Origin of the sequence: Clostridium sp. CM028 (assembly GCF_030585565.1) — a bacterium.
Lineage (GTDB): Bacteria > Bacillota > Clostridia > Clostridiales > Clostridiaceae > Clostridium_AD > Clostridium_AD estertheticum_B.
On sequence record NZ_CP077766.1, the window covers coordinates 525,619 to 550,357 of the forward strand.

Annotated in this window: 27 protein-coding genes and 3 pseudogenes; 19 read left to right on the forward strand and 11 right to left on the reverse strand. The window is 32.1% G+C overall.

What is annotated here, in order from left to right:
* Nucleotides 1–216 precede the first annotated feature (216 nt).
* The 5 genes from iscB (at nucleotide 217) to istA (ending at nucleotide 3,619) form a co-directional block, all read left to right on the forward strand.
* Nucleotides 217–1,620 (forward strand): RNA-guided endonuclease IscB, encoded by a 1,404-nt coding sequence (gene iscB, locus KTC94_RS02565; protein ID WP_258280670.1) that lies wholly within the window; start codon nucleotides 217–219, stop codon nucleotides 1,618–1,620.
* 7 nt (nucleotides 1,621–1,627) lie between these two features.
* Nucleotides 1,628–1,798, forward strand: a complete 171-nt coding sequence (locus tag KTC94_RS02570) for a transposase (protein ID WP_369811883.1) — start codon at nucleotides 1,628–1,630, stop codon at nucleotides 1,796–1,798.
* A 278-nt stretch (nucleotides 1,799–2,076) separates the two neighbouring features.
* Entirely contained in the window at nucleotides 2,077–2,202 is a 126-nt protein-coding gene (locus tag KTC94_RS02575; RefSeq protein WP_258280671.1) for a hypothetical protein, read from the forward strand.
* Nucleotides 2,203–2,231: 29 nt separating this feature from the next.
* Nucleotides 2,232–2,498, forward strand: a complete 267-nt coding sequence (locus KTC94_RS02580) for a hypothetical protein (RefSeq protein WP_304518714.1) — start codon at nucleotides 2,232–2,234, stop codon at nucleotides 2,496–2,498.
* A gap of 110 nt (nucleotides 2,499–2,608) precedes the next feature.
* Nucleotides 2,609–3,619, forward strand: coding sequence for an IS21 family transposase (gene istA / locus KTC94_RS02585; protein WP_304518675.1), 1,011 nt, complete (start codon nucleotides 2,609–2,611; stop codon nucleotides 3,617–3,619).
* A gap of 43 nt (nucleotides 3,620–3,662) precedes the next feature.
* Here the strand turns inward: istA and KTC94_RS02590 are convergent, their stop codons facing one another.
* Nucleotides 3,663–4,724, reverse strand: coding sequence for an IS30 family transposase (locus tag KTC94_RS02590; RefSeq protein WP_220320590.1), 1,062 nt, complete (start codon nucleotides 4,722–4,724; stop codon nucleotides 3,663–3,665).
* Nucleotides 4,725–4,913: 189 nt separating this feature from the next.
* Between KTC94_RS02590 and KTC94_RS02595 the strand changes: the two genes are divergently transcribed.
* The 6 genes and pseudogenes from KTC94_RS02595 to KTC94_RS02615 all read left to right on the forward strand — a co-directional run bounded on the left by KTC94_RS02595 (nucleotide 4,914) and on the right by KTC94_RS02615 (nucleotide 8,095).
* Nucleotides 4,914–5,405, forward strand: coding sequence for a hypothetical protein (locus tag KTC94_RS02595; RefSeq protein ID WP_304518676.1), 492 nt, complete (start codon nucleotides 4,914–4,916; stop codon nucleotides 5,403–5,405).
* Entirely contained in the window at nucleotides 5,393–6,136 is a 744-nt protein-coding gene (gene istB, locus KTC94_RS02600; protein ID WP_220320588.1) for an IS21-like element helper ATPase IstB, read from the forward strand. Before KTC94_RS02595 ends, istB begins: the two co-directional genes overlap by 13 nt.
* Nucleotides 6,137–6,985: 849 nt before the next feature.
* Complete coding sequence (locus KTC94_RS02605; protein ID WP_258280672.1) at nucleotides 6,986–7,120, forward strand: hypothetical protein; 135 nt, start codon at nucleotides 6,986–6,988, stop codon at nucleotides 7,118–7,120.
* A gap of 47 nt (nucleotides 7,121–7,167) precedes the next feature.
* Nucleotides 7,168–7,251, forward strand: coding sequence for a hypothetical protein (locus KTC94_RS17705; RefSeq protein ID WP_369811893.1), 84 nt, complete (start codon nucleotides 7,168–7,170; stop codon nucleotides 7,249–7,251).
* Nucleotides 7,252–7,335: 84 nt separating this feature from the next.
* Nucleotides 7,336–7,725, forward strand: a pseudogene (locus KTC94_RS02610) (Tn3 family transposase); the annotation flags it as partial.
* Nucleotides 7,726–7,999: 274 nt separating this feature from the next.
* Nucleotides 8,000–8,095, forward strand: coding sequence for an MBL fold metallo-hydrolase (locus KTC94_RS02615; RefSeq protein ID WP_258280757.1), 96 nt, complete (start codon nucleotides 8,000–8,002; stop codon nucleotides 8,093–8,095).
* Nucleotides 8,096–8,278: 183 nt separating this feature from the next.
* Here KTC94_RS02615 and KTC94_RS02620 read toward each other — a convergent pair whose 3' ends face one another.
* The 5 genes from KTC94_RS02620 to KTC94_RS02640 form a co-directional block, all read right to left on the reverse strand.
* The gene (locus KTC94_RS02620) at nucleotides 8,279–8,596 is read right to left on the reverse strand and encodes a DUF6618 family protein (RefSeq protein WP_220320551.1); all 318 of its coding nucleotides are present in this window, start codon (nucleotides 8,594–8,596) and stop codon (nucleotides 8,279–8,281) included.
* A 29-nt stretch (nucleotides 8,597–8,625) separates the two neighbouring features.
* Nucleotides 8,626–9,429, reverse strand: a complete 804-nt coding sequence (locus tag KTC94_RS02625; protein WP_220320550.1) for an ExeA family protein — start codon at nucleotides 9,427–9,429, stop codon at nucleotides 8,626–8,628.
* Nucleotides 9,422–10,132 (reverse strand): Mu transposase C-terminal domain-containing protein, encoded by a 711-nt coding sequence (locus KTC94_RS02630; RefSeq protein WP_258876474.1) that lies wholly within the window; start codon nucleotides 10,130–10,132, stop codon nucleotides 9,422–9,424. Before KTC94_RS02630 ends, KTC94_RS02625 begins: the two co-directional genes overlap by 8 nt.
* Before the next feature lie 290 nt (nucleotides 10,133–10,422).
* On the reverse strand, nucleotides 10,423–10,686 hold the full coding sequence (locus tag KTC94_RS02635; RefSeq protein WP_258876473.1) for a hypothetical protein: 264 nt from the start codon (nucleotides 10,684–10,686) through the stop codon (nucleotides 10,423–10,425).
* Between the two features lie 106 nt (nucleotides 10,687–10,792).
* Nucleotides 10,793–11,473: a DUF6431 domain-containing protein gene (locus KTC94_RS02640; protein WP_220286544.1), complete on the reverse strand. Its 681-nt coding sequence runs from the start codon at nucleotides 11,471–11,473 to the stop codon at nucleotides 10,793–10,795.
* 248 nt (nucleotides 11,474–11,721) lie between these two features.
* Here KTC94_RS02640 and KTC94_RS02645 point away from each other — a divergent pair, with 248 nt between their 5' ends.
* Nucleotides 11,722–12,072 (forward strand): MBL fold metallo-hydrolase, encoded by a 351-nt coding sequence (locus tag KTC94_RS02645; protein WP_258280673.1) that lies wholly within the window; start codon nucleotides 11,722–11,724, stop codon nucleotides 12,070–12,072.
* 319 nt (nucleotides 12,073–12,391) lie between these two features.
* Nucleotides 12,392–14,449 carry a type I pullulanase gene (gene pulA / locus KTC94_RS02650; RefSeq protein WP_304518677.1) on the forward strand — a complete coding sequence of 686 codons (2,058 nt, stop codon included), beginning with the start codon at nucleotides 12,392–12,394 and terminating at the stop codon, nucleotides 14,447–14,449.
* Between the two features lie 448 nt (nucleotides 14,450–14,897).
* On the opposite strand, the gene KTC94_RS02655 is transcribed toward pulA, so the two are convergent.
* Nucleotides 14,898–15,026: a hypothetical protein gene (locus tag KTC94_RS02655; RefSeq protein ID WP_258280675.1), complete on the reverse strand. Its 129-nt coding sequence runs from the start codon at nucleotides 15,024–15,026 to the stop codon at nucleotides 14,898–14,900.
* A 288-nt stretch (nucleotides 15,027–15,314) separates the two neighbouring features.
* Here KTC94_RS02655 and KTC94_RS02660 point away from each other — a divergent pair, with 288 nt between their 5' ends.
* Nucleotides 15,315–15,956: a Tn3 family transposase gene (locus KTC94_RS02660; protein ID WP_304518715.1), complete on the forward strand. Its 642-nt coding sequence runs from the start codon at nucleotides 15,315–15,317 to the stop codon at nucleotides 15,954–15,956.
* Here the strand turns inward: KTC94_RS02660 and KTC94_RS02665 are convergent.
* Nucleotides 15,945–16,679, reverse strand: a pseudogene (locus tag KTC94_RS02665) (IS30 family transposase); the annotation flags it as partial. The gene KTC94_RS02660 and the pseudogene KTC94_RS02665 overlap by 12 nt on opposite strands.
* A gap of 250 nt (nucleotides 16,680–16,929) precedes the next feature.
* Between KTC94_RS02665 and KTC94_RS02670 the strand changes: the two are divergent.
* Both KTC94_RS02670 and KTC94_RS02675 read left to right on the forward strand, forming a co-directional pair.
* Nucleotides 16,930–17,613, forward strand: a complete 684-nt coding sequence (locus tag KTC94_RS02670; protein ID WP_258280590.1) for a helix-turn-helix domain-containing protein — start codon at nucleotides 16,930–16,932, stop codon at nucleotides 17,611–17,613.
* Nucleotides 17,607–18,506, forward strand: coding sequence for an IS3 family transposase (locus tag KTC94_RS02675; protein WP_258280758.1), 900 nt, complete (start codon nucleotides 17,607–17,609; stop codon nucleotides 18,504–18,506). The genes KTC94_RS02670 and KTC94_RS02675 overlap by 7 nt, the downstream gene beginning before the upstream one ends.
* A 111-nt stretch (nucleotides 18,507–18,617) precedes the next feature.
* Here the strand turns inward: KTC94_RS02675 and KTC94_RS02680 are convergent, their stop codons facing one another.
* Both KTC94_RS02680 and KTC94_RS02685 read right to left on the reverse strand, forming a co-directional pair.
* Nucleotides 18,618–20,039: an IS66 family transposase gene (locus tag KTC94_RS02680; protein ID WP_220319666.1), complete on the reverse strand. Its 1,422-nt coding sequence runs from the start codon at nucleotides 20,037–20,039 to the stop codon at nucleotides 18,618–18,620.
* Nucleotides 19,961–20,599: pseudogene (locus KTC94_RS02685) on the reverse strand (transposase); the annotation flags it as partial. The gene KTC94_RS02680 and the pseudogene KTC94_RS02685, both read right to left, overlap by 79 nt.
* Nucleotides 20,600–20,964: 365 nt before the next feature.
* On the opposite strand from KTC94_RS02685, the gene KTC94_RS02690 reads away from it, so the two are divergent.
* The 3 genes from KTC94_RS02690 (at nucleotide 20,965) to KTC94_RS02700 (ending at nucleotide 23,872) form a co-directional block, all read left to right on the forward strand.
* A complete protein-coding gene (locus KTC94_RS02690; protein ID WP_220319667.1) occupies nucleotides 20,965–21,348 on the forward strand; it encodes a LacI family DNA-binding transcriptional regulator in 384 nt (127 codons plus the stop codon).
* 360 nt (nucleotides 21,349–21,708) lie between these two features.
* Nucleotides 21,709–22,395, forward strand: coding sequence for a response regulator transcription factor (locus KTC94_RS02695; protein ID WP_216303477.1), 687 nt, complete (start codon nucleotides 21,709–21,711; stop codon nucleotides 22,393–22,395).
* Nucleotides 22,385–23,872, forward strand: coding sequence for a HAMP domain-containing sensor histidine kinase (locus KTC94_RS02700; protein ID WP_220287228.1), 1,488 nt, complete (start codon nucleotides 22,385–22,387; stop codon nucleotides 23,870–23,872). The genes KTC94_RS02695 and KTC94_RS02700 overlap by 11 nt, the downstream gene beginning before the upstream one ends.
* Before the next feature lie 142 nt (nucleotides 23,873–24,014).
* Here the strand turns inward: KTC94_RS02700 and KTC94_RS02705 are convergent, their stop codons facing one another.
* Nucleotides 24,015–24,545, reverse strand: coding sequence for an amidase domain-containing protein (locus KTC94_RS02705; RefSeq protein ID WP_216303479.1), 531 nt, complete (start codon nucleotides 24,543–24,545; stop codon nucleotides 24,015–24,017).
* Nucleotides 24,546–24,739: the final 194 nt, after the last annotated feature.

Genomic DNA, 24,739 nt, shown 5'->3' on the forward strand with positions numbered 1-24,739 from the left:
GGGTAGTGGCTTGTAGGAGTAAACAAGTCGGTTGAATAGCCTAAGACTTAACAGACTACGTTATGTGAGAATATATAGGTACTTCAAGATACTTCTCTAGTCTTGAACACTACGGTCTAATTTTAAACATCTCTGATGGTAGGAGAAGTGAGTTAGATATTCAAAACCTTGCATAACATTGGCGAAGAGAACCAACTCTGAAAGGAGGTAGACTTTATGATAGTCTACGTATTAAACAAAATAGGAAAAGCATTAATGCCTACTACACCTAGAAAATCTAGGTTATTGCTAAAACAAAAGAAAGCAAAAGTTGTAACAATTAAGCCATTCACAATTCAATTAATTTTTGGTAGTAGTGGATACAAGCAGGATATTACATTAGGAATTGATAGTGGATATAACAATGTTGGATTTTCTGCTGTAACTGAAAAGAAAGAATTAATTGTAGGTGAATTAACATTACTACAAGGTATGAAAGAAAGATTATTAGAAAAGTCAAGATATAGAAAAATAAGACGTTCAAGATTAAGGCATAGAAAAACTAGATGGAGCAATAGGACAAAATCAAAACCAAAAGGGTGGTTAGCACCTAGTTTACAACACAAATTAGATTCTCATATTAAGTTTATTGATAGTTTATATAAGATATTGCCAATAACTAAATGTATTATAGAAGTTGCGAGCTTTGACATTCAAAAAATGAAGAATGACAATATTAGTGGAGTAGAATACCAACAGGGAGATATGATGGCATTTTGGAATACTAGAGAATATGTACTTCATAGAGATAATCACAAATGTCAAAATCCTAACTGTAAGAACAAAGGCAAAGAACAAATATTAGAAGTACATCATATTAAATTTAAAAGTCATGGTGGAACAGATTCTCCTAGTAATTTAATAACTTTATGTAACAAGTGCCACACTTCTCCTAACCATAAAAAAGGAAAATTCTTATACGATTGGTGTATGGAAGGTAAGAAAGTTAGAGGATTTAAAGATGCTACCTTTATGAGTATGATTAGATGGTATTTAGTCAATAAGTTAAAAGAAAACCATAGTAATATTGAGACAACTTATGGCTATATAACAAAAAATCATAGGATTGAAAACAAAATAGAAAAAACTCATTATAATGATGCTTTTGCTATAGTTAAAGGTATTAACCAAGTTAGAAATTCAAAGATATTTGAGGTTAAACAAGTAAGAAGAAATAATAGAAGTTTAGAAAAATTTTATGATTCTAAATATATTGATATACGAACTGGAGAAAAAGTAAGTGGTGGAGATTTAAACAACGGCAGAAGAACTAGAAATAAAAATTTAAATTCTGAAAATTTACATCAATATAGGGGTAAGAAGCTATCAAAAGGACAGAGAAGAATAAGAAAGGTTAAATATTTCTATCAACCTAATGATTTAGTTAATTATGAAGGAAAAATTTATAGTGTTAAAGGGACTCAAAATGGTGGAGCATATATAAGATTAAACGAAATTAAGAAAGTTCCTAGAGTTGATTTATTAACGCCTTATAAGTTTATGAAAGGATTTGTGTATGGATTATACATCAAGGAATCACAGCAAATACTTGATAATGGTGCATTTAATATTTGTTTGTAAGTATCGCATGCAATTGTTAATTAAATATGGCAATCAAATCAAGCAAATATTGAATGATATTGCCGAAGAAAAACATTTTTGGAATGAGCGTATACTTTGGGGAGATGGTTATTTTGCTTGTAGTATCGGAAATGTAAACAAGGAAATTATTGAAAAATATATTCAAAGTCAAGGATAGTGAGGGCTTACATCCACTACCCTAAAGGGGTAGTGCTCGCAAAGCGTAAATTTACAACGTTAAGCCAGTTATTTACAATTTGATACTATTATTTTAATGTTCTGACTTAGAATTAATATGTAATAGTTCTAACTCAAAAAAATATATAATATCAATATAAAGCATTGATATAGCTAGGGTTTGATCGCTAAATGATAAAGCTCTTATTTTTTTGCTCAAAACCAGTTAGTTAAAGTATAATTATAGTATTGATAACACTAACTAAGCGAGGGATAAAAATGGCAAATGATAAAATGAAAAAAGGAAGCAAAACAGTAGATCCAATAAAAAGTAAAAGAGAAATTCAGGCAGTAAAAAATTATCTGTTTGGGAAAAATTTAAAGATTATACTATATTTGTTGTAGGTATAAATTCAGCTCTAAGGGTAAGTGATATTGTAAAATTAAAATGGGAGGATGTTTTTTATGAAATTGGAGAACTAAAAAAAGAAATTAGGCCAATTGAAAAAAAGACAAGCAAACAAAAAGTTTTTCCTATAAATGAATCTATGAAAAAAGCTCTTTTGGGGTATTTTGAGCATATAGATAAGCCATCTGATGATGAGTATATTTTTAAATCAAGACAAGGAGGCAATAGCCCTTTAAGTGTAAAAATGGCCTGGAGGATATTCAATGACATACAGGTGTTAGCGGTAAACTAAAAGGGTGATATTTCGGCAAACAAAAAAGGAGAATAATTTCCAGTTAAGTACAATAATAATTCCTTCTCTGATACAATTAGAGATATATTTTACAGAGGGGGAATTTAAAATTGAAAGGATGGAATATGTTTAGTGAAATAAAACAATATAAAGCACTTGGATTTAATAAATCACAGGTTGAAAGAGCTCTAAATATAAATTACAAAACAGTTCAAAAGTATTGGGACATGGATCCTGGTGAATATGCTAAAGTCACTATTCAATCGAAGAATAGACATAAAAAAATTGATATCTACAAAGATGATATTTTAGAATGGATTACTGATTTCAGAGATATGTCAGCAGCACAAGTACTTGATTGGATAAAGGAAAGATATGGTGATGTAAAATTTAAAGAAAGGTCTTTAAGGCTTTATATTAGTAATTTAAGGAAAGAATACAATCTGCCTAAGGCTTCGCCAATAAGACAATTTGAGGAAGTACATGAACTTCCCATGGGCTACCAAGCTCAGGTTGATATGGGTCAAATATGGCTCAAAAGATTAAATGGAAACAAAGTAAAAGTGTATTGCTTTGCAATGGTTTTATCACATTCAAGGTATAAATACATACTTTGGACAGACAAACCATTTACTACCGCCTCTTTTATTGATGCTCATAATCGAGCTTTTGAATATCTTGGTGGTATGCCTATTGAAATAGTGTATGACCAAGATCGTGTGCTTGCAGTAGCCGAGAATTCTGGAGACATTATTTATACCGAAGGTTTTCAAAATTATATTAATACTATGAAATATAAAGTTAGGCTTTGTAGAGGTTTTGATCCTCAAAGTAAGGGGAAAATAGAATCTGTGGTAAAATACTCAAAATATAACTTTGCTATAAACAGAGTATTTATAGATGTTGATTCCTTTAATGAAGACTCATTCAAATGGCTAGATAGAACAGGCAATGGTAAAAAACATGAAATAACGAAAAAAATACCGGCAGAAGTGTTTGCTCTCGAAAAGAAACACTTGCTACCAGTACCTGAACTCTTTGAAAAAAATTCATTTAATACTAGTTTAACTTATGCTGTACGAAAAAACAATGTAATTTTGTATAAACAGAACAGGTTGTAGATTGCAATATAAAATGTCCGAAATTTTCAAGAAAAATATAATGTTAAGTTGTAATGGTTTTCTGTTCCATCATATTGGCAGATAAACCGTTGAAAATCCTTCTTGGATAATTGTTGATCCAGTGCTGTATTTGCATAATTTGTTTTTTAGAGAATGCTGAAATATCCACACCTTTTGGGATAAATCGTCGTATCATTTTATTGATATTTTCGTTTGTGCCTCGCTCCCATGAACTATATGGGTGAGCATAATATACTTTAGTTCTCTTTCGTTTATTTCTTACTGAGTTCTCAATACCCTCGAAATCAAGGTTCTCACAGCCGTTATCACAGGTGATTGTTTTAAATGTTTTCGAGAATAACATTCCCATTTTACGCTCCAATTTGTCCAATTCTTTCACGACAGCCGCCTGTGATTTAGATGGTATTTTAAAGACTAACTCCTTACGAGTTACTCTTTCACTTAACACCATCAAGACAGTTTTTGTACCCTGTTTGCCAACTACAGTGTCCATTTCCCAGTGGCCTATCTCATCACGTGCAGCTACCGCTGCAGGTCTCTCCGATATGCTAGTTCCTTTGGTATTGTTATACGCTGATCTTATTTTTTTATAGTTTCTCTTTTTAGCATTCTTTTTAACAGGCAGATCTTTGTTACTTATATTTAAAAACAAATTATTATCCAAATAGTTATACACAGTTTTGAAGCAAATAGTTGTTTCAAATTGTAGATCTTTATTTGTGATATTTTGAATAGCTGCATACGGAGATTCGCCATCTATACCAATAGCTTTTTCTAAGTACTTCACCAATTTATGATCTTTTCCTATTTTTAATGCAGGACCTTTAGCGGTACCTTGTTTGTCATGCTCTGACTGCCCAATTTCTGCGCTATATTCCATTCGAGTGGTTAAGTCACTATTCAATAGTTCTACAATTCCTTTAGCAATTTCACGCCTTATTGTACGTTCTGAGCGCCCACCTATTTGCTCCGCAATACGAGTTGAATTAAGTCCCATTTTGTGTAAAGCTTCTAACTTTATGCGTTCCTCGTATGTTATGTGTTTACCTTTTCTGCTCTGTGTGATAAAATCTAATTGACTCATTTGAAATCCTCCCGTATATGTTGGTTTAGTCACTTAACATTATACAAGAGTATTTCTCTTGAGTCTTTATTTTTTGTTACTCTTCGGTCATTTCATTATACAACTTACCATAAACAGAACAGGTATCAAGTGCCCAAAGGAACTTATAGCCCAGGTAAAGAACTTAAATTAATGATAAAAGGCTCCAAAATGAATATAGTTGATTTTGATACAGGTGTATTAATAGCAAGTCATCAAGTAAGTACAAGGCAGGGTGAACTTATAAAAATAATTCATCCCGAAAGGGATATTCACAGTTCTATTGACCAAGTTTATGAAAGATTGTTTTTTGCCCTCGGTAAAACTGAAAATGCAAAAATGCTACTAGATGGCATAAAACGTGAAAAACCAAGATACTGCAAAGATCAATTTGGTTCAATACTAAATATAGTACATTCATATGAAGCTTCGCTAATAGAACAAGCATTGAATTATTGTGTTATACGAAACTTGTGGAGTGCTGGAATGTTTAAAGAAACCCTTGAATATCTTGCGATACAGGATATTGCAAAAGTTGATAAAAAATCTGTAATTGACAAGTTATCTATACCATCAAAGTATAGAGGGTTAAAACCGGAAGTAAGAAGTATAAGTGACTATATTGATGCTTTGAAGGAGGACAAGCAATCATGGAGAAATTAGAATTAATCAAAGAGTATGCCAAAAATCTTAAGCTAAACTATTTAAATGTAGATGCAGATAAAATTATTGAAAAAGGTGAGTTAGGTAATGTTTCCTATCAAGACTTTCTATTATCAATACTTAAAAATGAGGTTGTTTTGAAAGATCAGAAAACACAAGAAAAAAGACTTAAATATGCTGACTTTCCAGTTAAAAAGACAATGGAGGAATTTGATTTTCTATTTCAAAAATCAATAACAAAGAAACAAATAAACAGACTCATGGAAATGGAATGGATAGATAGGATGTATAATCTTATATTTTTAGGCCCACCGGGCGTTGGGAAGTCTCACACAGCTATTGCCTTGGGTTATAAAGCCGTTGAGGCAGGTTATAAGGTAAGTTTTGTAACTATGGATAATCTGATGCATGTTTTGAAAACTCAGCAGATATCAAGAAAAAGCAAAGGTAAACTAAATAGAATCCTTTCTTCAAGCCTCGTTATAATTGATGAGGTCGGATATCTTCCTATAACTAGAGATGAGGCTAATTTGTTCTTTCAATTAATATCATCCCTTCATGAACAGGCATCACTAATTATAACTTCTAACAAAGGATTCGAAGAATGGGTAGAGCTTTTAGGAGACCCAGCATTAACAACAGCTGTATTAGATAGAATATCTTATAGGTGCGAACTTTTTAACATGATTGGAAAGAGCTATAGGTTGGAGCACAGAAAATCTATATTTTAGCAGTTAAATGGGAAAAATATACTGGGATAAATTCAGTAAAATAGTTTGCCGAAATTTCTCCAAAAGTACTTGCCAATAACAACAGGATAATGTAAAGCTAAGTACTCATATAGGGACCCATAGTATGAGAAGTGCGACTTGTTTCTAAGTGAAAAGCTTAGACTAATTAGTTGATTGAATTCAGAAATTAGAACTGTTATAACAAAAAGTAGAATGAAAGGGTAACGCCTTGAAATGCTTTCTCTAAGTCTCCGACTAGCGTGGTGGTGAGTAAACACCTAAATGTTAGAAGCTCGGTGAAGTTGGCTGAGAGTACACCGTAAGTAGAAGAAATACCATGCCTACACGAATAGCGAACCAGAGGTGGTCGAGTGTATGATAGGCCGGGAGTCTATAAAATATTTATGGTTAGGATGTTCATAAGAACTGACGAAATTGTGAATGTACGGGTCTTTATGCTGAATACTTAAAAATGAGTATAACACATATGTGTTTGTGAGTGTGGACAAGTAAGATTTTCTTATATGAAAATCCATATAATGTTACAGGCATTATCAAGCTTACAAGGCTTATACCAATGACCTAAGGATATATGTAAAGATAGTAATAACGGAACAAGGGAAGCTTGGAATACGGAGGGTTTATTCCCCATGAAGTAGTGATAAGGAAAACGCACGTATAACTTATCTTAATCCAAGTGAAAGTGGTGGCATAAAGCTACAATGGATTCTGTAACGGTCTCCTAGCAATAGCCACTAGACAAATTGTTATTTGAAAATTAAATACTGAATAATTCAAGGTTCTGGTGAGACTAAGAGAAATGAAATACCGTAAGGGGTAGTAATTGACTTGAAGGAAAACTTTAAATTAGAGAAAAGACAGAAACTAAGAAATAATGAATATTATAATATGCAAGACGTATTTGACAATCTGTATAAAGACTCTAAGGAAGGCAAAAGATTTACTAATCTAGTAGTAAACTAGGATTCGCAGTTCAGCTCTGTATAATTAGATTTGCAGGGTGGACCTTGATGGATTTTGAAAATATACCTTATGAAATAATATTGTATATTGCAGAACAATTAAAAATCAGTACTTTTGAATTTCAATCATAAAAGCGACAGCCCACAAGATATGAACATTTAGAAGAAATATTAAAACTATATGGATATAAGAGATTTAAAACTAAAGACAGAGTAACTATTTTTATCCTTGATTATTAATCAGACGAAGATTTCAGAAGAAAAATCCAGATAGGATTGAATAAAGGTGAAGCAATGAATGCACTGGCTAGAGCCATATTTTTTGGTAAATATGGAATGCTTCATGAAAAAGATATTCAAGGACAGTTACAGAGAGCTACTGCTTTAAGTATAATTATAAACTCCATAACTCTTTAGAATACCATGTACTTACCTAAAGCAGTTGAGAAACTTAAGGAAAAAGAAGGAGTTGACAAATCTCTTCTAAGACACGTTTCTCCACTTGGATGGGAACATATTAATTTTATTGGTCAGTATAACTTTGACAATAATTCTGATTACAATTTAATAGATAATATGAGACCTTTGAGGGATATATTACAATAATTTATAAAAATTAGAATTATATTTACCGTAATGATATACTAACAAATAGGTCGTATATGTAAAATATTTAAAAAAAGGAGGAAATGAAATGGCTGAACTAATAACGTTACCATTATTGTTTGAAATGGGTGAAATGAAATTTTATATTTAATCAGTTGTAATTAAAAACAATGATGATTTAATTTTAATTGACACAGGTTATCCTATGTTTTTGTCAGTAATAGAAAAAGCTTTTGAGCAAAATAGGTTGGATACCAGAAATCTTTAACAAGTTATTTTAACTCACCACGACCATGACCATATGGGAGCAGTAAAGGAACTTGTAAAAAAATATCCTTCTGTAAAGGTGAAGTGTTCCGCAGAGTGTTAAACGGCAAATTATAACTAATTGAAACGTCATTTTATTTCTATTATTAATATGTGATTTACGTCAGATTATACCTATAAACTCACTTTATCAATAAGAAAAAATCACTTTATTAATATAATTTCTCTTAGCCGGCAGGCCACTTTTATATAAAAAATGAGTAGCAATAATAGCTACCCAAGTACGTTAGTTTAAATCAATATGTTCAGCGATAGCTTGTAATGCGTGAGCCACAGTTATGGCATCTACTTTATTCATAATTTCACGTAAGCGTTCAGAGTTCCAAAATAAATCTTTTAAGGTAGAGAGATGACATCCTACATCATAATCAGGAATACAAGCAAAATTACCATAACTTGTTTTACCTATAACTACAATAAATCCACTTCTACTTTCAATCTTAAGCTCATAATGACTCCCAAATTCAGTTAATTTAGTTATCATCCCAGACCAGTTTTCTGTTTTTTTGCCCGTTTTCATTGTACACTCAAATTTAATTGGCATAGACAATCCTCCTAAAAAATAATTTACGGTTAACGAAGTGATATTTCATTGGCTGCAGCCATTATTGTGTCCGTGTCAATTATTGTTTTTTCGTGCTGCGCACCTATTATTAAAGACTTTGTTAATATCATATTTAGACGTCTTATAGAACCAGCGCAGCTGCTATATGCAGCTAAAATGGCATTATCATCAATTATTTCAGAAGAAGCACCTGCCAATGAGAGTCTAGAATGAATGTATTCTATAGCCTCAGTCTCTGAAAGCCCTTCAAAATCATAATTTATTATGATCCTTTGCTTTAATGCTTCATGTATCTGTTTTTCTAAGATGTTATTAAGTATAGGGTGGCCTATTAAAATCAGTGAAAAACAATCCTTTGAGTCCATAGAAAAATTCATGAGTAGTTTTAATTCCTTTAATATGTCGTTACTCAAATACTGTGCTTCATCCCATACAAGTATGTAATGAAGACGTTTGTCACTGCTCATGCTTTCCATATAATCTTTTATACTTTTAAACATATCTGATTTACGAGAGGAAGGTTCAAGTCCTAAGGAGATACAAAACTGACGATAAAACTCAGTAGTAGTTACGGTAGTAAGGCAAAGATAAATAACCTTTGCTAAATTCGGATTGACTTTCTTCGCGAAACATCTAAGAGCAAAAGTTTTTCCAGACCCAGCCGAAGCCGTAAATAATCCAATGCCTCTAGTTTCATTAATATAATCAAGTCTTGATATCATTTCTTTTAAATCCCTTGATATATATGCATCTTTTTCTTTAATGCCTTTTTCAAAAGGGTTTAAGCTCATACCATAAAACTGCTTAAACATATTTAATACCATCCTTTGAATAGTCTATATTAAGTGGGTTTTTACGTTTAGTTTTACCATTTTCAACCTTGTTTGTTTTTCTAATGCTATATTTAATCTTCTCATAATAGATATAACCACTGTCCAGGTCATCAGGTAGATACCGCACTTCAACCTTCTGTTTTATAAATTGCATAGGTACATCATAAGAGGTTTTATCAATGCTTATAGTTGCATCATTATTTACTCTGCGTTGTACGCGATTCATAAAACAATTATCTAGCCATTCACTGTTAGATGCTACTTTCACATGAGCTAAATCGCTCTTATATCTATCAATAGGGCGCTGATTTGTAGAAGAATGAATAGTTATGTTATGCTTATTAATATAGGTGAATAATTCATCATTTAGCTCCGCTAAGGAGGAAATGGATTCTACATCTAATGCATTTAGCCATCTGCTTTTTAATGTCCTAAAATTTCCTTCTACCTTTCCTTTTGATGCCCCATCTCTTACCATTGTGTGGAGCTCTACTATTCCAAGAGAGCCGCATATAAGGCTTAATTGCTCATTTCTGTACGGAGAACCATTATCCAAATAAATTTTATTGGGAATTCCATACCTAGCTACAGCCTCTTTAAGTACTTTCTGAAAGTTATAAGAATTATCATTGTAAAAGAATCTACCGCCTACTATTAGCCTAGACTTATCATCTATTAGCATAATTACGTACGTCCGCTTACGCTCACCATTTTCAGTTATAAATGGACCGTAACACGTGTCTCATTGATACATACCAGTTGCAAACTCTTCTTCAAAAGCTTTTCTATCTTTCATGTTGATACATCTAGCAGATTTAAGGTCCTTGTTTTTTATAAACCGCTGAACTGTCGAAATTGATACATCATTTTCTTTAATAAAGCCATCTTCGATGAGTTTATAATATATAAGCGTAGCATTAATTCTAGGGAAGTTGTTTTTTAAAGTGTATATCTGCTCTATGGCTACATCACTTAGCTTTCTGGTTTGGTTTGACCTATATCGCTACGCGTCTTCGGAAGAAGGGCATCAAAACCAAATCTATTATACTCTAATTCCCAATTAGAAAGCGTCCCCGGGCTATACAAAACTGAATTACCGTTAGGTAATTTTACAGGGTTAATAGAAACACGTCTATAATAAGCAATTTTAGATTGCTCAGTAAAAGTATTATTTATAGCAGGGGCTATTAGTGCTAATCTAATAGATGCTATTTCGATTATTTCTTTGTTATTCATTTATCATCACCTCTAGAAAAATGGTATCACATGGGCATTCCAATGACCATTATCGTATTAAGTGGTATGGATAAATTAAAATGAAGAAAATATGGTTATAGTTAAATTATGACGTTCCTTGAAAAAACGATAAACCATTTTGCTTGAAAAATTGTATTATAAAGTTCTCAATTTCATCAAAAGAGCTATTTATGATATGCTGTATAAAACTTAAATTTGAAATAAGCTTTTCCTCTAAAAGGCCAAGCCATAGCTGTTTATGTTCTTTAAACTTCTTTAAAATTCGATAGAATGTAGATATAGCAATTCCATAATGCTCACACATACCTTCCACGGAGCGATATTTATGTACAAGATAGTCATGGATGAGGGATACAGTGAATTTAAAACTAAATGACATATACGGCACAATTACCGAAGGTAGGAGGGCATGGGTATGTCCACAGGATGAACAAATATATCTGAGAATGGTGATCGTATTATCTTGAGCAGTATTATTCCCATAGGTCACAAGATGACGTTTGTAAGAATCAAATGAGGATAATGCATGTTTAGCGCCACAAAATGGACATACTAAAGTCGCTGTATTGACCGTGCTTACATATTTATCAAAGGCAGCTATCTCATTTTTAAAAGAAATTTGATTAAAACACTTGTATAATTGTGAAAATAGTCTTATCATAATAATAGTTTTATAAGAGTTTTTAACTCTTATTTTAAAGGGAGAACGTTGCTTTGGATGGCGGGGGTTCTCCCTTTTCCTTTCTCTAGTTTTAATAATAAGCATAAATTAAGCTCCTGATGATGTCAAGTCATTAGGAGCTTTTGTCATAGAAATAATGTGATTATTAAAAAAGCAATTAATCGCTAGATAATTATTAGTGTTATAGTTATAATTCGACTTAGGAATGCAGTTCCATAAAGCTATATTTTGACGCACTACACGCAGAGCAAATCCCATATGTTTTAGGAAAAAAGAAATCACTTCGATTAGAACAGGCAGAAAAATTGGAGGCAGACGCTGGGTTTATACAAATGATAAAAAGTGTAGAGTATTTGGATTCTGCTTTAGCAGTTACAGATAATGAAATTATATGTAATGGAGTAAAGGTTATTGAAACATCAGGGCATATGCCAGGACATATTTCTATTTATATTGAATCAATGAAAACCTTAATAAGTGGAGACATGTTAATTTCAGAAGGTGGTATATTAGGTATTGCGGATGAACAATTTGTGTTAGATAAAGGGGCAGAAATAAATTCACTAAAGAAAATTGTCAATTTGGATATTGAAAAAATTATATGTTTCCATGGTGGAGAGTATAAAAGCAATAATTTAAAAGAAGATTTAAAAAAAATTATTGCAAAGGGGTATAATGTCTAAGCAATAAATTTCAAGTTGTAGAGTTGATGTAACATAATTTTAGATTCAGTTCTGTCGTATATTTCTTTTAGTGTGACTCAAATCCTACCTTTTTCATTTTTAAGAAATATGTTTAAAATATATTTTAGAGTAATTAAAATACCGATATATTCAAAGAATTCTTTGAATATATCGGTATTTTGGTAATACATGTCTTAACGTATAAAATCCGCGTTTTGCGGTTACTACCCCTATTAGAAAAATATATAAAGGAAAAATTGAATTAATGTCGAATGGTATAAAGAGAAAATAAAGAAAATAATTTTTAAGGAGGGCAATTGTGAAATTAAAAAGAATAAAAAAAACTAATAAGGGTCTGATAATGTCTTTGACATTAGTTTTAGCTTTTACAAATGTATTTTTTTTATTGCCAGATTTGCAAACGTTTGCACGAAGTAAAACAAAGGTAATTTCTAATGATGTAATTTCAGGAGATGCAATGGGAAGTGATGAGTTTGATAAAAAGTTCTATTATGCTGGAAATGATCTAGGAAATACTTATACTAAGGATAAAACAAGATTTAGAGTATGGGCGCCTACCGCTATTGAGGCTAAACTGGTAGTCTACAAAAATTGGGATGACAAAACTGGTACTGCTATCAATATGAATAAAAGTGAAAAAGGAACATGGGTAGCAGAATTAAAAGGAGACCGGAAGAACATATTTTATACATATAAGGTTAATGTTGAAGGTAAATGGAATGAAGCTGTGGATCCCTATGCTCGTTCTGTTTCTGCTAATGGAGACAAAGGAGCTGTAATAGATTTAAAGGATACCAATCCTGATAAATGGGAACCTAACAAAAAACCTAAATTCGGAAAGTTAAACAATGCAATAATATATGAAACGCATGTCAGAGATTTTTCTATTGATCCCAATAGTGGAATGAAAAATAAGGGAAAATTTTTGGCTTTTACTGAAACAGGTACAAAATTACCTAATGGATTAAAAACTGGAATTGATTATATAAAGAAACTAGGTGTAACACATGTGCAGCTTATGCCTATATTTGATTATGCAAGTGTGGATGAAGCCTCTTCAAAACCACAGTATAATTGGGGCTATGATCCTAAGAATTACAATGCTCCAGAGGGTAGTTACTCAACAGATGCGTATAATCCTAATATAAGAGTTAAGGAATTAAAGGAAGCTGTTCAATCCCTACATGGTAACAATTTAAGAGTAACTATGGATGTAGTTTATAACCATATGTTTAGTGCAGATAACTCGAATTTTAATAAACTAGTACCTGGTTATTATTTTAGATACAATACTGATGGCACTCTTGCTAATGAAAGTGGATGTGGAAATACTATAGCTTCAGAAAATCCCATGGCAAGAAAATTTATTGTGGACTCTGTAGTTCATTGGGCTAAGGAATATAATTTAGATGGTTTCAGATTTGACCTTATGGGTCTTACTGATACTCAAACCATGAATGAGGTAAGAAAAGCCTTAAATAAAATTGATCCAAGTATAGTAGTTATTGGAGAAGGCTGGGATATGGGTGCAACCTTGAAACCAGAAGATAAGTCAGATCAGAAAAATGCAGATAAATTATCGAATATAAGTTTTTTTAATGATACTATTAGAGACGGAATAAAAGGTAGTGTATTTGATGCAAAAGGAACAGGCTTTGTTAATGGAAAAATTGGAGCAGAACTAGATATCAAAAAAGGTATCGTAGGTGCAATTGATTATTCAAAGGATATCACAACCTGGGGAAAGGTTAACCCATTGCAATCTGTTGCTTATGTAGAAGCTCATGACAACAACACATTGTGGGATAAACTTATTCTTACTAATCCTAATGATACCGATGCTACGAGATTAAAAATGGATAGATTAGCAAACAGTATTATTTTTACTTCACAAGGAATTCCCTTCTTCCAGGCAGGTCAAGAATTTTTAAGAACCAAGGGTGGAAATCCAAATTCCTATAATTCAGATGACAGTGTAAATTTACTTGATTGGAATAGAATGTCGGATAATATTAATACTGTAAATTATGTAAAAGGGTTAATTCAACTGAGGAAAACTCATCCAGCCTTTAGAATGGATTCTGCTGAAATGATTAGGAATAACCTAAAATTTATAAATACTGCAGCTAATGTTGTAGCTTATTCAATTATAGATAATGCAAACAAAGATAAATGGAACAATATAGTTGTGGCTTTTAATTCAAATAAAACTGAGACCACAATAAAGTTACCTGAAAATACTAAGTGGAATATTGTTGTTGATGGAAAAAAAGCAGGAATAAAAACCATTAAGAAGTTTAAAGGTGATTCTGTTGTAGTTGATGCTCAAAGTTCTGTAGTACTTTACAAACGATAAAAACAATATATTCTTATCATCAATTTAATAGTTAGACAAAAGCGAATTTGCTAACTCGACCGTAGGGAGATTTTGTTCTAATTAATTTGCAGCTTAGTAAGTTCGATAAAATTCAAAAAGAATAATATAATTTTTCCCTAAAATTTTATAGAGTTTCGCAATCAGCTAGTAATTATTAATAGGTATTGTTTGCAATTGCTATTATTCATAATTAGAATTATAAAAAAAATATTTAATTGTGGGGTAGTAACCGCAAAACGCGGATTTTATACGTTAAGACATATATTACCAAAACACGGATATATTCAAAAAATTCTTTGATTATATCCGTGTTTTAATTACTCTAAAATATATTTTAAACATATTCTTTAAAAATGAAAACGGTAGGATTTGAGTCACACTATAAGAATAGTTCGAATGTAAAACAAATTCATTTTTCTCAATTTACTTATATGCCTTTTATAATTGCTTCAGCTAGCCCTTTTGGATTCTCCCAAGCCATAGAGTGCCCAGCTTTCTCTACAATCTCAATTTTAATACCATGATCAGAGAGCACCTGCATATCTGGATCGGGCAACGAGTTCTCTCCAAAAATAAATGTTTTAGGACATTCAAGTGAATATAATATGTCTCTCCATAATGGCTCTTCACCCTTATTGAAAATACTGATTTTAAAGTGTCCTTGGATGTTGAAAAATATTTAAAATCTAGATTGGAGCTGCTAAATAGTAAATTTAAATATGTGTCCGATAATATAAAAACCCTGAAAGGGGTATCTATAGAAAACAATAAGTTTGTATTATCAAGCTTAGAAAAATCAGTTCCTGATGAGGCAAAAAAATTATCTTCTAAGCTTTATAGCTTAATGCCTAGAGTAAATTTGTCAGATATAATTATAGATATTTGTAAATATACATCATTTGATAAAAAGCTAACCCATGCCTCAACTAGCAAAGAACCTAAAGATAATGAAAGAGCCTGTGTGACAGCTGCCCTTATGGATCTAGGGACCAATATAGGACTTAAGAAAATGGAACAGGCTGTAAAGGGATTAACCTACAAACAAATAAGTAATGCTGCTAACTGGAGAATGAGTGATGATAATATGGAAAAAGCTATGACGGATATTATAAACTGCCAACATAAACAGCCCTATGCTAAATATTGGGGAAATGGCAGTACTTCGTCGTCAGATGGAGTAAGAGTTAAATCGGCAGTTGAAGCTTTAAATGCATGCTATAACCACCATTATGGCTTAGAAAAAGGTGTGACAATGTACTCAGCTGTAAGTGATCAGTACTCAAGATTTGGAATAGGTATTATAAATACAAATTCAAGAGATGCAATTCATATAGTTGATATACTTCTCAACCATAAAACAGAACTTGAGATTGAAGAACACTATACTGATACAGCAGGTTATACTGATCAAGTATTTGGATTAACTCATTTATTAGGTTTCAGATTTGCTCCAAGACTTAGAAATATATCAGACTGTACCATATAAGTTGCTGATATTTGCAAGCTCATTCATAACTGCACTAGCTGTTTTACCTGCAATTGAACGTACAATAGCATTCCTAGTTTTACGTTCAACAATAGTCAAAAGTACACAGTCATTACCTGCTTTTTCTCCAATTACGGTATCAATCTCCCAGTGACCAAATTGCTCGCGATTATTTATAATATCTGGGCGCTCCTCAATACTTTTACCAAGAATTTTCTTATGTTTCTTGGCTGTTGATGGCTTAATATTTCTACGTAGTTTTATTGGTAAATCAATATTTTTAACACTAAGTAAAGCAAGATCGATATAGTTATACAATGTTTTAGTACAGACTATTTCAGAACGTTTAAATAGTCCAGTTTCAAGTGAATTACCAACACAAGCATCAGGTGACCATGATGAATTTTTAATCTTATCCACTACATAGTTTATAAAATCACAACAATCTAAACGCTTAAAAGCACGACAAGAATTCAGACGATGCTTTTTGTAAATGGCTTCCCCTGTATCTGCAAGATACATTTCAATTTGTTTACTTTGTTTAATCTGAGTTGTAGTACCACGGCGTATTTCATTAAGAACAGTGTTTATTGGACGTTTAAGTTCTTTAGCTATCTTATATGGCGAAAAGCCATCTTTAAGACGAATTTGAATAATAATGCGTTCTTCAAAATTTAAGTGTTTATTTTTACGTGATTCTGTGTTATTATTTGGGTATTCCATAGTGATTATCCTCCTGTGTGTTTTTTTCTTAGTCGATTAAATCATAACACAGAATAATCCACTATGGATTTTTTGTTACTACACAGGCATTCCCAATAGGGAGTGCCTGTGGTAATATAAAAATATGGTCGTAGCCCCTCATCTCTAAAAAAGAACATACTAAATTAAAGGGAGCCGAAAGTGATATGCTCCCCTTATGGTAGACAGTTAAAATAATAAAACTGTTTACTATAAGGAGGGCTATTTTTTTATGGGAAGAAAATCAACTATATCAGACCAACAAAAAATTAAGGCTGTAACATCATATTTAAATGGAAAAGCTAGTATGTTAAGTTTATGCAACAAACTTCAAGTACATAAGAGTTCTTTTCAAAAATGGGTAATACGATATAAATCAGAAGGTGAAGCTGGGTTAAAACATTCTAGCAAAAATACTTCTTATACTGCCAAAATCAAGATTAACATTGTAAAAGAATATCTTGATGGGCATGGCTCACTGAATGATTTATGCATTAAGTATCATATTTCGTCAAATACAGTTTTATGCAATTGGATAAAGAAGTATAATGGTCATGAAAACATAAAATCTTCTGGAACAGGAGGAAAAATAATCATGACCAAAGGACGCAAAACTTCTTATATTGAACGCATTGAAATCATAAAGTACTGTATTGAAAACAATAACAGTTATAATAAAACTGTTGAAAAATATAAGGTATCTTATCCTCAGATTTATACCTGGATGAAGAAGTATAATCAGTTTGGTATTGAAGGGCTTTTGGACCGACGTGGAAAGCCAAAGGCTGAAGAGTTAATGACAGAAGATGAAAAGCTAAAAGCTCAATACAAGCTTTTAGAAGCACAAAATAGAAGATTACGGATGGAGAATGCTCTTCTAAAAAAAATCCAAGAGATAGAAAGAAGGCGATATTAAGCGAAGCTAGATACGAAGATACTTATCTTGCAATCCAAGAATTATCTAACAAAGATAAATTTCCTATAACTGAGTTGTGCATTATAGGCGGCGTTAGCCATTCTGCATATTATAAATGGCTACACAGAGAAAAAAGTAACCGAGTATTGAAAAACGAAGAATTATTAAAGCTTATTTGTGAGTTATATGAGGAAAAAGACGGTATCTTAGGCTATCGCCAGATGACGATTAAAATCCGTAGAGAATATAATAAAAAAGTTAATTATAAACGAATTTATCGTCTGATGCAGATATTAGGATTAAAATCCGTATGCAGAAAAAAAAGATATAATTATATTAAGTCAACTCCTGAAGTTACTGCAGAAAATATTTTGGATAGAAATTTTAAAGCAGAACAAGTCAATAAAAAATGGCTTACAGATGTAACCGAGTTTAAATATGGGAGAAGTGGACAAAAGGCTTATCTAAGTGCAATATTTGATTTAGGTGATAGAAGTATTGTTTCATATGTCATTGGTCATTCTAATAATAACCAATTGGTTTATCAAACCTTTAATCTTGCTGTTAAAGTATACCCTGATGCTAAACCAATATTTCATAGTGACCGAGGTTTCCAGTATACTTCAAAAATATTTAAAGAAAAACTAAAAAAAGCTGGAATGATACAGAGCATGTCGAGGGTTGGGCATTGTATTGATAATGGTCCAATGGAAGGATTTTGGGGAATCTTAAAAACAGAAATGTATTATCTTCATAAATTTGAAGACTATGAAAGCTTAAAGAAATCGATTGAAGACTATATAGAATATTATAATAATAGACGTTATCAAAAACGTTTAAAGTGCATGACACCAATGGAATATCAGCGATATCTATTAGGTAATGCAGCATAAATAAAGCGCCTACCAAATGATAGACGCCTTACATAAAATCTTTAATTATTTCCACTGTCTACTTGACAGGGGGAAGTTCAAAGGCGTCCCCTAATATAAAATTAAATATAGCTATATCTTTTCTGGTATAAATGGTTCACCTTTTATTGCGTTCTTCAGTGATTCCATTATATCTTGCCCATTCTTATTGCAGGTAGAAATATAGCTTCTTATTCTACAGAACAGGCTACCACCATCATCACTTCTAAAGCAGCCAGATATCTTTTGTCTGAGCTTTACCATTCTGATATCTCGCTCGGCTAAATTATTTTCGAATGGAATGTTGAAGTCATACATAAACGAAAGTGTTTCAACATCATATTCTTCTAACTTTCGTAGAAGTCTCAAAGCATCGCTTTTTACAGGCTGCCCTGTTTTCTTCGATAGTATAACAGAACATTTTTCTGCATCCTCTATTTTGCCTTGAGCAATGATAGTTTTGTACTTTTCATCATAAGCTTTGATATCACTTTCAGCCATAGAAGTTACTCCTTTAGATTTAAGAGAATCAACTTCTCTTTTTATCTCAATCAAAAGGCTTCCCATGTCAGTAGCCCATATATGACCAAAGTTTTCATTTATACCTTTTAAAATTCTCATATTAGGAGCATTACACTCAGCATGAGTACAGTTTGTGAATGTATAATATGGTTTCCAATGATCATGAACCATGGTTCCTTCAAAATCTGGAAGTATACCTATCTCATTGGTAGCAATTGAGCCTCTTTTTTTATGTATGGCATAATGCGTAATACTACTTGTGGATGCAACATGAACCCAATTTATTTTACCTTTTAAACGTAGTCCTGATTCGTCAACATGAAGTACTTCGGCATTTTTAAGTTGTTCTTTAATAGTATTTTCAAATATTTCAAGACTATCATAAAGACGTTTATTTGCATTCACAATAGTTCCTTGGCTAATATTTTTACCAGTAAGGTTTTTAATAATTTCAGTTGTTCTAGCAAGAGGTACAAGTTGATAGTTTGAAAGGTATACCATTAACGCCTGCAGGTTTTCACCATACTGTACAGACTGAGCTACTGTTACTGGAAAATCAGTTTTATGAACTTCTTTGCAATCGGGACATACCACTTCGTGGGTTCTATACTCCGTAACATTCATAACAATCTGAGGTAAATCAACTACTTGTCTAGTTTGGATTTTACCTTCAAGACCAGATAAATCACAGCCACAATTACAAGTTTTTTTTCTTATATCTATAATATTATCTGGATTATCAATTTTTAAAAGAGTTTTTCCAATATGACCAGCTTGCCCTCCTGAGGACCTACCGGTCTTTGTTCGGCTATTTGAAGGCTTTTTATTATTATTTGTTGACGGTGGCTTGCTACTGTTATTACTATTTTCGGAGTTTGTCAACATAGTTGTCGCAATTTTAAATTTTGATGTTTTTATGACGACGCTGTCTCTATACAACCAAGCTCTTCTTCCTTTATTGGATTTAATGCCACATATTTTGGCAAATCCCAATTTCTTATTTCCCTACTCCACCTTTCAGGATGATTTTCTTTTGCCATTTTATACACTTTTTTTCTATTCTCTATGATGTTTTTATCCAAGCTATAATGGCGCTGGTATGGGGTCAAATATTTGATGCCACTATGCATATGAACATGGTTGTACCAGTAAACAAACCTAGTTACCCATTCACGTGCGTCTGAAATATTAGCAAAACCACCATTAGGGAATGAAGGAACATATTTCATTGTCTTAAATAATGATTCTGAATATGGGTTGTCGTTGCTTACTCTAGGCCTTGAGAATGAACTTTGAACCCCTAGCTTCTCTAATGTAGCAAGGAAAGTTGCAGCCTTCATAGGACTTCCATTATCAGAGTGAAGTATAAGAGGCTTACCTGATATTTTCTGAGAAAGAATGGCGCGTTTAACAAGGATTTGGGCATATTCTGCATTCTCTGTTTCCCAAACTTCATAACCAGCAATCATACGGCTGAACATATCTAGTATCAGGTATAGCTTAAAGTATAGACCTTTCACAGAGCCGTCAAGCCAGGTTATGTCCCACGTCCAAACTTGGTTTTGTGTGCGGTTGCTATGTGGGTAGGCGGAACCCTTTTTACAGGCGCCTTCGTCTTAAATCTATGACTGTTTTGTTTTTCTTCTCTAAGTATTCTGTGAATCGTAGATTCTGAAGAAATGTAAATTCCCTGATCAGCAAGCTTTGGGACTATTTGTGCAGGTACTAAATCAGCATACTCATGGCTATTTATAACTTGTAGAATCTCAGCTCTTTCTTCATCACTAAGTTTGTTTTTAGGAGGATTCCTATATACTATGGGACGTTTATCTTCCGTGGATTCTGGCGTTAGCGACCATCGATCATAGGTCCTAGTCGATATTCCAACTTCGTTGCATTAGAGGGCTATATTGAGTGAATGAAGAATTGTGGAATATATGATGAAAAGTATATATTTGAAGGAGCCTTTAATGTTGAAGGTGGTGTACTAGCTACGCAAAAAATAATAAGTACTTTCCCCAATTTGGATGCTATTTTTTATAGTAACGATATGATGGCCCTTGGTGGGATGAAAATTTTACTGCGAAATGGGTATAAAATTCCAAGAGATATATCCGTTGTTGGCTTTGATAATATCCGTATATCAGAAATTATAGAACCACAACTTATAACAATAGCACAACCTATATATAAAATGGGCAAAAAAGCCTGCAGTATTTTAACAGGTGTAATAAATGGTGAGTTACCTTTTGAAAAACAAGTTTACTTTGAAACAGAGCTTATTATTAGAGGAACTGCATAGATTTCTATTTTTATTAAAGACAATAAGTTTTTTATTAAAAATAAGAATTATTATTGTGGCTTAAAAGTTTATAGTGCCCTTCATAATTTGTTAACATTTTTGCCGTTTAAGTGCCATGGTATAACTTTATTATATATATAAAGGATAGAAACGAATAAAATAATTAAATCATCTCCTGTGGAGCTGCAATATACTAATTTACACTTCCTTTGTGCCCTCCCTTTCGCTGAGTAAGTTTTCATATTACTTTTATGTTAGTTGAAATATAATAAATTATGATTATTACTGGTATTATTATATAATATAAAAGAAAGTTGAAAATTAGCAAGTGCTACACTAGCTATATAAAGGAGAAAATATATGAATGAAACCATTTTAATTGTAGATGATGAAGAAAGAATTAGAAATCTTGTGTCCATTTATTTAAGGAAAGAACAATATAATATTTTGCAAGCAGAAAATGGCAATGAAGCTGTTAATATATTTAATAAAAATAAAGTAGATTTGATTATTTTAGATGTAATGATGCCTATTATGGATGGCTGGGATGTATGCAAGGAAATAAGAAAGACCTCAAATATCCCTGTTATAATGCTCACAGCTAAATCCGAAGAAGATGATGAATTATTGGGGTTTGAATTAGGCACGGATCATTATATTACGAAGCCATTTGTCCCAAAGGTACTAGTTGCTAAAGTGAAAGCAATTATAAGGCGAACTTACAGCACTGAACCTGTTCTAAAGGAAGGAAATAACTTTGACGGCCTTGTAGTTGATAATTTAAGCCATGAGGTTACTGTAGATAATAGTGAAATATATCTATCCCCAAAGGAATTTGAACTACTAAATTATTTTATACTTAATAAAAGGATCGTATTAAGTAGAGAAAAAATATTGGATGCTTTATGGGGTATTGACTACTTTGGAGATTTAAGAACTGTAGATACTGTTATAAAAAGATTAAGAGAGAAGCTAGGTGAAAAATCTTATCTTATAGCAACCATAAGAGGAGCTGGATATAAATTCGAGGCGAAAAATGAAAAGTAAAAAGAGCATCACTAGAAAGCTTTTCGCTATAACCTCTATAGTTTTTATAGTGTTTATAACTACTAATTTGATAGTACAGTCTGCATTCTTTGAGCAGTTTTATATAAAATGGAAAAAGAATAACCTTGAACATAATCTTGTTAAATTCAAAAGCGAATATTCATTACTCCAAAAGGATGAAGATAAAATTAATTTAGTTAGTTCTTTTGAAGAAAACAATAACTATAAAATAATTACACGAGATAGATTAGGAAATTTAAAATATCTTACAAAAACAATTGATGAAAGAAAAGACTCTATAAAAGTTAGAATCATGAACCAAATAATGTCATCTGAAATAGAAAATAGCGGTGGTATTAATAAATTTAAAGAAGAAGGAAAATCCCTGATTTTTACTACTGAAGAAACCCCCGATATGGTAGCAAGTGTATCAGGTATATTATATGCTGAAAATAGCGATGAAATTGTGTATGCTTTTGCTTCGCTACAGCCAGTAAATGAAGCCGTTCAAGTTATAAAGGTATTTTACTTGTATTTCTACATAGGTGCCCTAGTTATAACTCTATTTCTTTCTTTAATTTACTCAAGCATGATTGCAAAGCCATTGATAAAAATAACTAAGACGGCAGCTAAAATGGCAAAGCTTGACCTTACAGAAAAATGTGAGGTTAAAAGTGAAGATGAAATAGGAGCTCTCGCGACTTCACTTAACCTTCTATCAGAAAATTTAAATGAAGCATTAACCTCACTTAAAGAATCTAACGCACAATTAGAAAAGGATATTGAGAAAGAAAAGAAACTAACAGAAATGAGGAAAGACTTTGTGGCAGCAGTTTCCCACGAGCTTAAAACTCCTATAACCCTTATAGAGGGGTATACACTAGCGTTAAACGATGATGTTTTAGAAGGCGCAGAAAAACAATATTTTATTGATGTCATAATGGATGAATCAAGGAAAATGAACAATTTAGTATCAGATATGTTGAATTTGTCTCAACTAGAATCTGGGAATTTTAAATTGATTGAGGAAGTATTTTTTCTTGATGAACTAATAAATCCAGTTACTAAGAAATTTTCATCCCTACTTAATGAAAAAAACATTAAGCTCGAATTAAATTTAATCCAAAATGTAAAAGTAAATGCAGATTGGAACAGAATAGAACAGGTACTAACAAACTATATGACTAATGCAATAAGACATACCTATGATGGCGGATCCATAACAGTAAAAATGATAAATATAGAGGGTGCTATCCGCGTCGAAGTGGAAAATAGCGGAAGTAAAATTGATGATACTGAAAAAAATAAGATATGGGATAACTTCTATAAAATCGATAAATCAAGAACTAGAAAGCTTGGGGGAACTGGTCTAGGTCTTTCCATAGTCAAAAACATAGTATTACTTCATGGTGGTAGCTGTGGAGTAGAAAACACAGAAATTGGAGTTGAATTTTATTTTATTTTAAAAAAACAATAGTTAGCCTGTAATTATAGCTACTATATTTCAAAAATGGTATGTAAAATGATTTGATTTATCGTTACTACTCAGGCATTCCAATAGCGAATAGCTGAGTCGTAACTATCATTTTACATGCCATTACATATTTAAATTATAATTGTTATAAACTTATTTTTAAAAAATGTACACGATTTGCTCCCCAAGAATCTCCATAAAATATGTTTAAAGCCTCAAAGGTATGTTGAGAAATTAAAGGCTGTGAATATCTAAAAGCGGTGATAATCGCAGAGTGAAAAATATTTCCATCATTATCTTCAAAAAAAATTAAATCACCTAATTCAAGAAGGCGAGTATCATATATTTCTAGACCCTTAATCCCTGAAGCTTTAGATTGTTGATTAGTCTTTAAAGACCAATAAAGGGAATTTGCCACAGCCCATGGAACAGACCATGTGTCATCATTTGTACTATTTGTATTAGCCTTTCTGTACCACCAAGGATGTGAGCCTTTAAACCTCATAGGTGCTCCCCCAGCTAATAGACACTGAGATACAAAGTTTGCGCAGTCGCCACTAGTCTCATTATTAATAAGAGAGAAGTACCTAAAACTGGGGTTTGGATGCAAGGCATAGGTCATTGCATAATTAACCGCATTTATTCTAGAATATTGATTTGATCTAAAAAAATCCATGTTACACTCCATAAAATTACTATTATTAAATTCTATGATAAAGACAGTGAGAATGTTCATAAAAATTAAAATTTCAGATTATATTCACAACCCCAGCGAACGTTATATAATAATGACTTTTTGGTGGGGTTGTAATCTTGGTTCAACTCAAACATCAAGATCAAAACTCCGTAACAAAATAATTTTTTATTCAT